At 63.7% G+C, this 12,349-nt stretch carries 13 protein-coding genes; 11 read left to right on the forward strand and 2 right to left on the reverse strand.

The genetic code is table 11. The features are described 5' to 3' along the window. The first annotated feature begins 40 nt into the window (after positions 1-40). The 3 genes from AB0L97_RS35265 (at position 41) to AB0L97_RS35275 (ending at position 2,385) form a co-directional block, all read left to right on the forward strand. A complete protein-coding gene (locus tag AB0L97_RS35265; RefSeq protein WP_364438438.1) occupies positions 41-439 on the forward strand; it encodes a hypothetical protein in 399 nt (132 codons plus the stop codon). Beyond that, entirely contained in the window at positions 439-1,359 is a 921-nt protein-coding gene (locus AB0L97_RS35270; protein ID WP_364438441.1) for a hypothetical protein, read from the forward strand. The genes AB0L97_RS35265 and AB0L97_RS35270 overlap by 1 nt, the downstream gene beginning before the upstream one ends. A gap of 120 nt (positions 1,360-1,479) precedes the next feature. Next, complete coding sequence (locus tag AB0L97_RS35275) at positions 1,480-2,385, forward strand: aromatic prenyltransferase (protein WP_355077312.1); 906 nt, start codon at positions 1,480-1,482, stop codon at positions 2,383-2,385. 553 nt (positions 2,386-2,938) lie between these two features. Here AB0L97_RS35275 and AB0L97_RS35280 read toward each other — a convergent pair. Then, positions 2,939-3,466, reverse strand: coding sequence for a MarR family winged helix-turn-helix transcriptional regulator (locus AB0L97_RS35280; protein ID WP_364438445.1), 528 nt, complete (start codon positions 3,464-3,466; stop codon positions 2,939-2,941). A gap of 70 nt (positions 3,467-3,536) precedes the next feature. On the opposite strand from AB0L97_RS35280, the gene AB0L97_RS35285 reads away from it, so the two are divergent. The 8 genes from AB0L97_RS35285 (at position 3,537) to AB0L97_RS35320 (ending at position 10,881) form a co-directional block, all read left to right on the forward strand. Beyond that, a complete protein-coding gene (locus AB0L97_RS35285; RefSeq protein ID WP_364438448.1) occupies positions 3,537-4,217 on the forward strand; it encodes a hypothetical protein in 681 nt (226 codons plus the stop codon). A 3-nt stretch (positions 4,218-4,220) separates the two neighbouring features. Continuing rightward, complete coding sequence (locus AB0L97_RS35290; protein WP_364438451.1) at positions 4,221-5,033, forward strand: SGNH/GDSL hydrolase family protein; 813 nt, start codon at positions 4,221-4,223, stop codon at positions 5,031-5,033. A gap of 167 nt (positions 5,034-5,200) precedes the next feature. Continuing rightward, the gene (locus AB0L97_RS35295; RefSeq protein WP_364438454.1) at positions 5,201-5,929 is read left to right on the forward strand and encodes a hypothetical protein; all 729 of its coding nucleotides are present in this window, start codon (positions 5,201-5,203) and stop codon (positions 5,927-5,929) included. A gap of 373 nt (positions 5,930-6,302) precedes the next feature. Beyond that, positions 6,303-8,120, forward strand: coding sequence for a hypothetical protein (locus tag AB0L97_RS35300; protein ID WP_364438457.1), 1,818 nt, complete (start codon positions 6,303-6,305; stop codon positions 8,118-8,120). 428 nt (positions 8,121-8,548) lie between these two features. After that, the gene (locus AB0L97_RS35305) at positions 8,549-8,887 is read left to right on the forward strand and encodes a WXG100 family type VII secretion target (RefSeq protein WP_364438460.1); all 339 of its coding nucleotides are present in this window, start codon (positions 8,549-8,551) and stop codon (positions 8,885-8,887) included. After that, complete coding sequence (locus AB0L97_RS35310) at positions 8,884-9,183, forward strand: WXG100 family type VII secretion target (protein WP_364438463.1); 300 nt, start codon at positions 8,884-8,886, stop codon at positions 9,181-9,183. The genes AB0L97_RS35305 and AB0L97_RS35310 overlap by 4 nt, the downstream gene beginning before the upstream one ends. Positions 9,184-9,188: 5 nt before the next feature. Then, the gene (locus tag AB0L97_RS35315) at positions 9,189-10,568 is read left to right on the forward strand and encodes a hypothetical protein (protein ID WP_364438466.1); all 1,380 of its coding nucleotides are present in this window, start codon (positions 9,189-9,191) and stop codon (positions 10,566-10,568) included. A 160-nt stretch (positions 10,569-10,728) separates the two neighbouring features. Beyond that, positions 10,729-10,881, forward strand: coding sequence for a hypothetical protein (locus AB0L97_RS35320; protein ID WP_364438469.1), 153 nt, complete (start codon positions 10,729-10,731; stop codon positions 10,879-10,881). A 284-nt stretch (positions 10,882-11,165) separates the two neighbouring features. On the opposite strand, the gene AB0L97_RS35325 is transcribed toward AB0L97_RS35320, so the two are convergent. Further along, on the reverse strand, positions 11,166-12,257 hold the full coding sequence (locus tag AB0L97_RS35325) for a CBS domain-containing protein (RefSeq protein WP_364438472.1): 1,092 nt from the start codon (positions 12,255-12,257) through the stop codon (positions 11,166-11,168). Positions 12,258-12,349 lie beyond the last annotated feature (92 nt).

Raw genomic sequence — 12,349 nt, forward strand, 5'->3', positions numbered from 1 at the left:
CGGATCGTGGCCTCGGCGGCATTGCCCATCGTATTCACCTGTGCACCTGGGGGTTCGGTTGCCGCCGTCGCAAGATGCAACTCGGGTCACCGCCGGGCTGGCGTATCTGTGCGGTCATCTGCAGGAGATCCGCAGCACTCTCGGGGATGACGGGACGGACACTTCGACCCCGCTGCACAAGCTGCTCAGCTCGGTCCGATCGGGGGACGGTGCGGGCATCGCCGCCGCGCTGGACGGGGTGCACACCGCTCTGCGGGCGGCCGGCGATGCGCGCGGTCTGTATGGACACCACCGCGGTCTGGTGCCGGTCGGCGTGCACAGCATCGAAGTCGTCTACCGCTGCCCGCTCGAACGCTGCGACGGCCGCGACGATGTCGATGCCGAGCCGCCCCGATGCGCCGTCAGCGGACGGGAATTACGGCGCGAACGGCTCTCCTGATGAACGGGTTGTGGAGTGAACTCGCCAAAAAGATGGCCGAGAAATGGTTTTCGCTTCTCGTGTTGCCCGGCGCGTTCTATCTGGCGGTCACCGCCACCGCGCTCACTCTCGGCCACGCGCATGCGTTGGACATCGGCCTGCTCACCCGACATATCACCGACTACGCCAGAAATCCCGGGGTGACCAGCACGGGCGGGCAGGTCGTCGTCTTGGCCGCGATTCTCGCAGCCGCCGCGGCGGTCGGTTTCGTCGCACAATCGATCGGAACGTTTGTGGAGCGGGCTGTGCTGGCGGCGGAATGGCAGGCTTGGCCGATTCCCGTCCGGTTCGCCGCTCGGTGGTCGCTCGCCCGCCGTCAGCGTCGGTGGGACAGCGCCAACGCCGACTACCTCCGTGAATACCAGAATGCCTTGACTCCCGATCCGGCGTCCCGGCCCGACCCGGCGCTCAGGCACCGTGCGGCACGCGCGCGAGCAAGGATTTCGGTCGAGCGGCCCGAGCGCCCGACCTGGAGCGGCGACCGAATCCAAGCAACGGCGATTCGACTCGATCGCGATCACCATCTCGACCTTGCGACCGTATGGCCGTCGCTGTGGCTGGTCCTGCCGGACCCCGTGCGCGAGCAGATCACCACCGCCCGCACCGCTCTCTCGCGAGCGACCACGCTTGCGGCCTGGTCCGTTCTCTACCTCGTTCTGACCGTCTGGTGGTGGCCCGCCGCACCTCTCGCCGTCGTCATCGCCGCGACCGCTCATCACCGAATCCGCGCTACCACCGATGCCTACGCCACCCTGCTGGAAAACGCCACACGCCTGCACACCACCACCCTCGCCACCCAGCTCGGCATCGACCACACCGGTCCCCTCGGCCCGCATCTGGGTCATGCCCTCACCCGCCACCTCCGTTCATCGACCGCGTGACCATGGATGGATGCGGTGCCTGCATTCCCACACGTGGCATCCGGCGCTGAGTTGCATTCTGGTTGAATGGAATTGGCGCAACCGTGATGTTGCTCGTAGCACCGATCTCTGGAAGGACGCGTGTTCACCACTACCGAATCCGAGCTGGAAGATCTCTACGCGGCCATCGAGGAATCCGCGCGGCTATGGAACGTGCCCTGCACTCGAGAAGCTGTCCGGCCCACTCTGACCGCGTACGGCGCGATGCTCACGCGTTCCGTGATCTCCCTCCGAGTGGTCACCGACGCCCGCCGCTCAGGAGACCTCGACTACCGCTTCTTGACGCTGCCGAGCGACATCGACCCCTATGACATCGCCCTTTCCAACGAACTCATTTCCGAGACCGATCATCCGGTCGGCGCTCTACTGGACGAGGTCCGGGAACGGTGCCCGATCCACAGCTACGGGATCGACATCGGTGTAGTCGGCGGCTTCAAGAAAATCTGGCCGTTCTTTCCCGCCGACGGCATGCAGAAAGTATCGGAGCTCGCCGAACTACCGTCCATGCCGCCCAGTCTCGCCGACCACGCCGGCATGTTCGCACGTCACGGCCTGGAGGACAAAGTCGGCTTGCTCGGTATCGACTACCACGACAAGACGATGAACGTGTACTTCCCCGGACTGTCGGCCGACTATTTCGAACCCCGCGCCATCGTGTCGCTGCACCGGGATGCCGGACTCCCGGACCCGAGCGATGACTTTCTCTCACTCACCGAGAAAGCATTCGATATATACGCCACCATCAGCTGGGAATCGCGCCGAATCGAGCGCCTCTGTTTTCCGGTGATAACACCGGACCCGACAACGCTCCCGGTTCGAATCGAACCGCGCTTCGAGCAACTCGTCGACAAAGTTCCGATCAGCACGACCGACCGTCGATTCACCTATGCCGCTACCTCGTCGCCCGATGGGGAGTCCTACAAGTTCAGTTGGTTCTACCAATGGCAGCCCAGGATATTGGACAGGATGAAGACGTCCGATTCATAGAACTGTCGATCGGGCGTTCTGTGCCAGCTGAAGCAATACCACTCCTGCTGACACAGCCTTTCGATAGTGGTGTCGAGCGGAGAGTTGGGCGGCCGCCTCGAACCGCGCCGCCCTGATGCAGACGGTGAGCGAGCGGTTTCGGGTGAACAGGCGCGGTTCACGCTTGCCTCTGACGGCCACTGCTTCCACGGCCGTCCTACCGGACCGCCCGGTGGCGTGCCCGGCCGAGCCGTTCGAGCGGACTGCCGAGAGCCGTCGTCAGGTCGGCGACTCTACTCGCGCAGGTGGGCGCAACGGCGATATCGGCAGTGGACGCCGCGTCAGCATCTGCGTGGTGACGATTACGGAGTTCACGCCAGGACCGTCTGTGACGTGGGGAACGCTATTCAACCGGCAACAACCTTCACCCGCATGTTGTACGGCGAGCGGCGCTGTGGGCCTACACGGCCACGTATGGGGGCGACGGGGCAGTGATCTCACCAGGTACTGCCACCCGCGTGAAGCCGTGGGCTGAACTGCTCCACCTGGAAGCGGCCTGGTGTCGGGTCGCGATCTATCCCTTCGTCTGATCGGTGGTGGGCGAGTTCGCGCGCTGGTATCCCGGGTGGACGCCCACGTCCAGACCTTGTTGATCGGCGATCCGCGCCAGCAGTGACGCCAATTGATCGCGTTCGGCGGGGGACAACGCCGCGGTGAGGTCGGCTTCGTGGGTCTGGAGTACCGGCCAAAGTTCGCCCATCAGCTGGTAGGCCGCCGGGGTCGGGTGCAGTTCGTGGTTGCGGCGGTCGGTGGCGCTGCGGCGGCGTTCGACGAGGCCTTTGCGGTCGAGGTTGTCGAGTAGGGCGACGACGCGGCTGGGAACCACGCCGAGTTCTTCCGCCAGAGCGCGCTGGCTGCGACCGGGGGACATGGCGATCATGCGCAGCACGCCGATATCGGGGGGAGTCAGGCCGAGCGGGGCGATGCGGTCGGTGAACCGCTGGGTGGCGTGTGCTCCGAGCTGGGCGAGCAGGAACGAGACCTGCCGGGTAAGGGCCTGTCGCGGAATCGGGTTGTCACCCGCTTGCTCTCCTGCTGTCACCGGGTTATCGTACACACGCCTCAATCGTTCACCGCAGTGAACGATTCACCTAGAAGAACGGACTCTTGTAATGAGCGCTCCCGCAATCGCTTCCACTCCACCGCGGCCGGATATACCCAGGCTGGGCCCGTCGCCGGGGGTCTTCGCCACCGCCTCGGCGGCGCTGTTCGTCGCCGGGTTGGCCGCGAGCACCGTCGCGGCCGGTGGCGATGTGTTTCCTTCCCCGTTCGCCGCGCCGGACGACGCGCTGTTCTACTTCACCGACCACCGCGACGCGGTCCGGCTGGGAGCGACGCTGCAGTTCGCCGCCGCGATCCCCGGTGCGCTGTTCGTCGCCGCGATCACCGCGCGGCTGCGGACGCGGGGCGCGCTCGCCCTCACCGGAGGCGCGCTCGCCACCGGATTCCTGATGCTGTCGGCGGTGGTGACCTGGGTGCTGACGGTGCCGGAGGTCGTCGAATCTCCGCACTTGGTGCGCGCTTTGCACACGCTGGCCTTCCTCGCGGGCGGCCCAGGCAATGTCGTCTCGACCGGGTTGCTCATCGCGGGCATCGCGTCGCCGGTAGCTGCCTTCCGTACCTGGCTGGCCAGGCTCGGCCTCGTCATCGCCGTCGCCGGACTGGCTACCACGGCAACGCTGATGCGCACGGAGGCCGCCGTCCTGCTGCCGCTGGCCCGTTTCACCGGCATGGCGTGGTTGATCGCCGCTGGCTTCCTCGTCTCGAAATCATCTGCCGCAGAAACGGAATGACCGATGAATCCGCACATTGAGAAGCTCGTCCGATTCCAGCGTCCCGAACGCTCGCTGCCCTACCTCCCCGGCCTCGGCGCCGACCGCGTCGCACCGCTGTTCGGCCTCACCCCCGTCGAATACGAAAAGCTCTGTGCCGATTTCGATGAGCAGGCGCGCTGGGCGGCCGCTGCCCTCCTGGACGACGCCGCGGTGGCCGCCGCGGTGGATCGGCTGCCGCTTCGACCCGGACAGCACGTGGTCGCCTTGGGCGAAAGTTCGACCGCCGACCGGCTGTCGTGGTTCGAAATCCTGCGCTATCTGCTCGACCTGCGCAGACCCGACGATGCCATTCGGCTCACCAATCTCGCCGTCTCGGGGGCGACCACAACGCAGACGCTGACGCTCGCTCCCGCTCTGGGTTTCCAGCGCCCCGACTGGGTGTTCTGCCAGCTCGGCGCCAACGACGCCCAGCGCATCGGCGGCCCCGGCGGTCAGCGTCTGGTCGGCCTGGCCGAGACCGAACGCAACTTGCGCATACTCCGATCCCGCGCCCCCGAATCGGCGCAGTGGATCTGGCTCACCCCGACCACAGTGGACGAGGCCCGCATCGCCGCGTTCGAGCCTTTCCAGCGAATCGCCATCACCTGGACCCGAGCCGACATCGCCGACACCTCGACCGTGCTGCACGACCTGGCCGACCTGACCGTCGACGTGGAGAACGACACGCTGCCAAACGGCGAGGACCCGCTGCTGCTCGATGACGGCGTCCACGCCACGTTGGCCGGTCAGCAGGCCGTAGCCGCCTCGTTCGTCGCCGCGCTGGCGGAATTGTGAGGGGCGCGGCGGGGTCCGTGGATCGCGGTGGGATCGTGCAGGACGCGGTTTCGTCGTTGCGGAGTCGCGGTGATGGCGCAATCGAGAAATCCGTCGCGGCGGCAGTCGCTCGCCGCCGCGATGGCGGAGTCGCGAGGACCCGCGCAGGTCGTCGTCGTGCTGTGGTCGTGGAAACCGTTGTGTCGGCGATCGCGCGTCGTCGCGATGGCGGGATCGTGGCGGGCGCAGTGCTGGCGCTCGCGTCGACTGCCGTCCTCGCCGCGGGCCCTGCTGGCGCGGAAACCGATTCGCGCCCGGTAGGTTTCAACGCGCACGCTACATCCACCTCCGCCGTCATCGAGATCGACGCGGGCTCGCTCACCGTCGACGACGCCGTCCTCCGGATCACGGGCGACGACGGCCGTGTGCTCGCCGCAGCCGAACTCGCCGCTCGTGTAGACGATTTCGTCTTCCCGATCGCCGCGGAGATCACCGACCGCACAGTGGTCCTGACCCCGCAATTGGATCCAGAGCACGCGACCTACCGCCCGGTGTCCCTGCCCTTCGAGGACCAGGCCCCATGGCGTTCGGAATACGACCGCGAACGCGACGCCTGGACCCGCCTGACCTCGACCATCTCAACCGGCGTCATGGTCGGCACCCTGGTCGGCGGAATAGGCGGCGCGGCAACGGGCTGCGTCCTGGGCGGCCTGGCCGGAGTAACCATCGCCTCGGCCACCATCATCGGCCTGTTCGGCCCGTTCCTCCCCGCCGCCCTCCTCGGCTGCCTGGGCGGCGTCGTGGCGATGGGCCCCCTCGGCGCCGTCGCGGGTCAACTACTGGTCTCGGCCCCGATCGCGATACTGGCCGCGGTGCAGTACTTCACCACGATCACTGCGCCCATGCCCACTCGATGACGCCCGGTCGGCACGCCGAACCATGGCGACGCTCTACGATGTGCAGCACGGGCGTGCCGCCGACGGCGTCAAGCTCAGCTACATGCAGGTCGCGGTCGTTCACTCGCAGCAGTCGTCACCAGGATGCGCCGAGCCAGTTGATGCGCCGCATGTGCCTGTGACTGAAGACGCCGACCTTCGGCCACTCGGGATTGCCGCGCGCTACGCGCGCCGAAGTGCAGGTCCATCTGGTCGGTCAGGTGGAACCCGAACACGATCCCGAGGTGGCTGAACTCCTCCAATCCCTGCGACTCTTCGGAGTAGGATCCATCACGGCTGCCGCCAAGGTAATGTTCTGTTTCGGAAGTAATCTCATTGTCTGCCGGGGGATTACATGGAACGTCCCAGCCCGTTGATCATGCCGAAGAAGGTCGCTGTCCGTTCAGTACGCGCAGAGCGCGACCGAGTTATTTCGCGCACTGTGAGTGAGCCCTACGGGGACAAGCCCGCCAGTCCTCTGGTGTATCGATCGGTCCTTCCGATTGTCGCCAGTGAGCAGGATGTCGTCTTCAATGGTGCACGAGCATGTTTCAAACGCTGGCTGGAGAGCAAGAAAGTCGATGTGCAGCTTTCGTCCGGCGTGCATCGAGTCGCCGCAGACAGGACTGTCACGGTCACTGACGCTTACGATGGCGGCGGCAGGCCGGTTGCGCTTCGATTGAGGATGCGTGAGAACGGCAATGACTCTCGTGCCCGGGGGATTTGGCAGACTACGCTGACTGCGGCGGTCAATCGCTTGGATGGCTTCGCCTTCATCGGTGTCGACGTTGAGCATTATCCCGCCCCGGAAGTTGGACGCCAGATGACCAGCTACAGTCCTCCGCGCGTGGCGCGTGAACTGCTGGAGCAGTTCACGATCATGGACGGGCGAACTCGCTTGTCATCGGTGCCGTATCACGTTGACGCAGGTGATGTCCCGGAACTGTACGACCGATTGACGGACCCCGAACGATCGCTGCCGCTGGTAATTGCGGTGGAGCCGGTCATCAGCAATCCGTCGTGGTATACGTTCGCTGACAGGACTGCCCGTGAGCTCGCGGGCTTGGCGACATTGCATCGTCTGTCCGATGCCGCGATGAATCGTTTCAATGCGATGGTGGGAGACACCCATGCAGTCCGACACGGTCAGTTCCGGAGGTACCTACCGGATGTCGCCGTTAACGATTGGGTGGATGGTCGGCGACATCGCTTCTTTATGTTCAGTTGGCTCAGGAAGAGCGACTTCCATGAGAAAGCTGCGCAAACGATCGCTCGTCAGCCGCGCCTTTTGTCGGCTCGAACACCTCAACCGGCCTTATTGAGCGAGGTCGAGTTCCCCGGTATTACCGACACATTGATCAGTGTCGACCCGTCGCCCTCCACAGGCACTGTGTCGGACGTCGACTCGATGCTTTCCGACGCGGCGAAGCCGCATCTATCTGGGGTTATCGAGAAACTGCGTGAAACCCAACAGCAGCTGGAGCTCTTGGAACGCAAAGCGAGGGCCCTCGAAATCCAAGTCCAGGATGCGGAACAGAGATACGAACATGAAGTCATCGATCATGACACGGACGCCAACGAGCTCGGCGACCTCCGCAAGACTGTCGCGGAGCTGCAGCGCCGACTTGTCGAAGCGGGTCGGTCGGACGAGGCGTACACGCCGGTCGAAACAGAGCCGAGTCCGACCTCATTCGACCAAATCAACCAGCTGGTGCGCACATCCATGACTAATCTGATTCTCACGTATGACCCTGATAAAGCAGTGGAGCTAGACGACGAATGGAAGGGTTCGACGTGGGCCGCGAAGGTTTGGGACTGCCTCTCGGCGTTGAATGACTACAGTGGGCTCCGACGGTCGAACGGATTCAGTGGAACATTCAGGGAATACTGCTCGAACGTTCCGCCAGGCGCGCGCGGCTATCCATCGACTCGTGTCGCGATGGTGGAATCGGAGTCCGTGCGGAACCACCCCAGAATGAGGCAGGAGAGAGTGCTGCCTGTCCCCCGCGAGATAAGTCGTACTGGAACAGTTTTCATGAAGTCGCACGTGAAGATCGACAGCGCGGGCGCTACGTCTCCTCGGGTGCACTTCTTCGATGACACTGCCGGCGAGACAGGAAAGGTGGTTGTCGGCTATGTCGGTCGTCACCTGAGAAACACGAAGACGAACTGACATCGAAGGTTCTGCTGATGCGGCGTGGATGAGCAGAGTCACCGGTCGAGAAGGTGCGTCTGGGTCGTGAACCCACCGGAACCAGTCGACGTCACCGGCCGCCCCCGGCACGAGCCGAGGAACCTGGGGGACGGTTGACGGTGGGGCGTGAGGTTCGTTGGTCATGATCAGCTTCGGGGTGCCCACGACCAGACGCACTGAGACTAATTGAAACGGAAGCCGAACACCCGCCGTGTCTGTCTCGTCGGTAAGTCGCTGGTCGAGTATGGACGGTCCTGCGTCGAAAGCTCCGTCGCTCTGCGCTTCGACGCTGTCGAGGAAGGCGGAGTTGAGCGCCACGATGTATTGGAATCTGTACTCGCCAACCGACCAAGATCTCCCACCTCGCTCTACCGGTACCGAAGCGCGTATCGGTTAGGATTCGCGTCATGAGTGATGGGGGGACACCAGCCTCGGGCCAGAACGTCGCGGTGGTGCCCGAGAAGGTGCGCGAGGTAGGCAAGTATGTCTACGAGTTGGCGGAGGCGCTGCGCGCGGCGTTGGACTCCACCGCGCAGGAGGTCGCTTCGCTGACCGATGGCGGCTGGTCCGGGGACGCGGCCAACGAATTCTCCGAGGGCTGGACCGAGGTCCGCGATGGCGGCGCCAGAATCATGACCGCCCTGACTGGTATGGCGGAAAAGCTCGGAGTCACCGCGGAAACCTATCAAGCACGCGATGAAAGCAACGCTGCGTCTCTGAGCACTTCGAGTTTGGATCTGCCATGAACTCTCGGTTTTCCGTCGACCTGGACCATCTCGATGAGATCGTGGTTCGTCTGTCGGGTCTGGCCGGGTTCATCGGCGAGCATCTCGATGAGATCGATCACCGGGTCGCGACCCTGGCCGGTACCGGGTGGGAGGGGGTTGCGGCCCAGGCGTATGCCGATGCCCACACTCAATGGATCGCCGGGGCACGGGAGTTCGTCGAGGGTGTGAAGGATGTCAGCGACGCGGCGAAGGCGGCCCATGCGCGCTACACCACCGCCCACGACACGAACTACAAGATGTTCTCCCAGGGGTAAGACACATGGGTGTACTGGTTATCGACTGGCAGACCTACTACGACGCCGGCAAGAAATGCCACGCGCTGGCAACCGACCTCCGTGCCGCCGACAAACCGGTCCACGACGCGGTAAAGGGTGAATGCGCTGGCATGGCCGGGAACACCGCGGGCTGCGAACAATGGGGGATCACCTACGACCGCGTCGCCCGGGAAACGATGCAGACCTGCACGAACCTGGCCGACGCCCTCACCAACTTCGGCAACATGCTCTACGCGGCCGGGTACAACTGGGCACTGTCCAACAACTCCAACCCGATGCCCGACCGGCCCACCGTGACGGCGATGTCGGAGTACAAGGTGACCATCCCGACTTCGGTCGGCAATAACGGCGACGGTGTCACCGAGGGAAGTGGCAGTGTCCCCGGCTTCTACGACGCCCTGGTCGGGAAAGTCCAGGAGGAGTTCGGAAGCAAGCTGCCCAACGGCAACAAGGACAAGCTCGCGAAGGCCGCATCAACCTGGAAGACATTCGCCGAACATAAGACCATCACCGATGCCGCATCCCGGATCACCGAGATCAGCAACCTTTTCAGCGACATCCAGGACAAAAAAGGCCTCGACCCCATCCTCGGTCACCTCACCACCCTCAACGGCGGCGCCACCCAGCTTGCCTCCGCGTCCCTCAACCTCGCTACACCTGTCGCGGAGTACAGCACCGCCACCTCCGAAACCCGCGACAAATTCAGGGACGCGGTCACCAACGCTTTGATAGCAGCCGGAACCACTGTCGTCATCGGTGTCGCCGCCTCCTGGATCACCGCCGCACTCAGCGACGTCGCCGCCGGTGTGGGCGTCGTAGCGATCGCGGGTAACACCGCCAGAGTGCTCAAAAGCACCTACGACGCCAGCAAACTCATCAAAATAATCGGCACTGCCTCCGCGGTGGCGGGCGTCGCAGCCTTCACCGTCACTGCGTTCGACAAAGTCCCCAGCCTCACCGATATCGCGCTCAAACTTGCTGCCATCATCGCCATGAAGGTTTACATCGATGATGAGGACAAATTCGAGAACTTGCCGCTGGCTCCGGGCAACCCGGCTCCGGGCATGACCGATGAAGTTGAAAAGTACATCCTCGGCAAGCATGTCAAAGGCGCTCCCAACTATAATCCGTCGAAGGGGACGTGGCCCGACACGATTACCGGCGAGGAACTCGATGAGCTGGCCGAAGCGGCCGAGAACTCACCGGCACGTGGACCCAACCACGACGGCAACTTCGAACGCGAGGTCGACGCCGGTAAAGTCATCGGCAGCGTCTCGGAGCAGTTGGGTGGTCACGCCACCAGTCGATACAAAATCATCACCGACCGATTCGGCGGCATCATCACCATGTATCCGATCCCGTAAAAGCCAGGGAGTTGAATTGGGAATCGACATAGTTGTTCAAAATCAAATCCACGAACGGGTCGAACTGGTATACGGGGACGTGGAGGACACGCTTGTCAAGTATCGAGAGAATGCTCCGGCGGGCTCTCTACTTCGAGGTCTCCACGCGCACGCTGACACAATGTTCAACACGACCCAACTGGCCATGCTCTTGGACGAACTCGTACATCTGTCGCCGAACAACGATAAAGAAGCGGAGATGCTCGCAGTATTGCGCGATGCTGCCGAAGCCGCTATCCGTAGGAATGGGTATCTCTGGTTCAGTGGAGACTGAATTCGTGCACGTTTCCGCGTCTGCTGTAGCCGGTCCTGCGCGCGGCGCGCGGCGGTGAATTCGCGCATACGGGGTGCCCGGCACAACGGCCGGTATGGCCATGATCTCCGCGCTCATGCCCGCTCGATGACGCTCGGTCGGCATGCCGAACCAGGGCGACGTGCCGACTCCACAGTCGCGGGAGAGGAAAGGCACGTGTGCTACGTGCTGGTTCAGCGACACCCTTTCCTCATACACCGTCGTCGTCCTTCGGGAGGTAGTCGTCGACGCTCCGATGCCGACTGCTACGGGTTCGGCTCGGCTGTACGAAGCAGTTGCAAGAGCCCGGTGACCGCGGCGAATTGTTCTTCCGACAAGGGGTCGGTCGCGAAGTGCATCAAGTCGTTGCGAACGTTCCGGACTCTTTCCAGCAGATCGACGACCTGGCTTCGGTCCAGTCGCCAGCCGAGCTTGCGCCAGCGGTCGGGGTCTCGCAGGAGGAAGACGTAGTTGCCGAAGGTCAAATCCGAGGCGTCCTTGACCCGGGACTTCTGATGGTTGGCCACCGAGCCCTTGAAGTCCTCGAGGTCGAAATGTTCGTCGGCAGCACGACGCAACCGGTTCTCAGCCTCTTCGATCAGGATGAACGGACGTGCGAGCGTGCCGAACTGACGAGTGAGATCCGAGGCGGTCAGGATACCCGTGACTCTGACGCGGTCCTGATCCCGGACGAAGATGAATCCTCTGTCGTAGATCGCATCGATCTGATCGAGCAGAAGGGCATCGTGATCGACAACGAGGGCCGATACGGTCGCGTTCGCCAAGGTCGGGTCATCGCTGGCGATGTGTGCCTGCCCGATCGACTCCCAGGTCACCGCACCGTGATAGGTGCCGTCCTCATCGATGACAGCGACCTGGGAGAACTGGTGTTGCAGCATCAAAGTTTTGACGTAGGTCAGATCGACCGAGGACGGCACGTACACAAGCCGAGCGGGGAGGCTGCCGAGCCGACGAGACATCGGCTCGGGCTCGGTCACGTTCTCGATGTCCTCGGCCGCGCCGGTGACCGTGACGCCCCCGGGTTCTGTTCCGAGCGGCACAAGCGCGACGATGTCACTCAACGCGCCTTCGGTGAAGGCGGGCCGCGTGGTCAGTCCGTTGCTCGCGAGATCCGACTTGATCATGGAGATCACCGCGGCAGTGCGTCGTTCGACACCCCAGTGTTCGAGCAGGCTTCGAATGGTCAGCTCACGCGGATTCGATGGGTCTCTGGACGCGGCGTCGTCCAACAGCTCGGCCGAGCTGGTGGCCTCCTCGTCCCCGTCGAAGCCGGGATCGGTACCATGAGCCGCCAAATGCTCGATGCGTGTGGCGGCGTTGTGGCGGGTTAGGCCCAAGGCCGCGCAGTTTGGGTTCCTGCCCGGTTGTCAACCGGGCAGGATATGGATGCTGATCTGGGTTTTGTAGGTGTTGCGGTCGATGTCGCCCT

Origin of the sequence: Nocardia sp. NPDC051911, from assembly GCF_040681035.1 — a bacterium.
Taxonomy (GTDB): Bacteria; Actinomycetota; Actinomycetes; order Mycobacteriales; family Mycobacteriaceae; genus Nocardia; species Nocardia sichangensis.

Excerpts from the sequence above, each read along its gene's own strand:
- AB0L97_RS35270 (WP_364438441.1), top strand. The coding sequence starts at position 439 with ATGAACGGGTTGTGGAGTGAACTCGCCAAAAAGATGGCCGAGAAATGG.
- AB0L97_RS35285 (WP_364438448.1), top strand. The coding sequence starts at position 3,537 with ATGAGCGCTCCCGCAATCGCTTCCACTCCACCGCGGCCGGATATACCC.
- AB0L97_RS35290 (WP_364438451.1), top strand. The coding sequence starts at position 4,221 with ATGAATCCGCACATTGAGAAGCTCGTCCGATTCCAGCGTCCCGAACGC.
- AB0L97_RS35300 (WP_364438457.1), top strand. The coding sequence starts at position 6,303 with ATGGAACGTCCCAGCCCGTTGATCATGCCGAAGAAGGTCGCTGTCCGT.
- AB0L97_RS35305 (WP_364438460.1), top strand. The coding sequence starts at position 8,549 with ATGAGTGATGGGGGGACACCAGCCTCGGGCCAGAACGTCGCGGTGGTG.
- AB0L97_RS35310 (WP_364438463.1), top strand. The coding sequence starts at position 8,884 with ATGAACTCTCGGTTTTCCGTCGACCTGGACCATCTCGATGAGATCGTG.
- AB0L97_RS35315 (WP_364438466.1), top strand. The coding sequence starts at position 9,189 with ATGGGTGTACTGGTTATCGACTGGCAGACCTACTACGACGCCGGCAAG.
- AB0L97_RS35320 (WP_364438469.1), top strand. The coding sequence starts at position 10,729 with ATGTTCAACACGACCCAACTGGCCATGCTCTTGGACGAACTCGTACAT.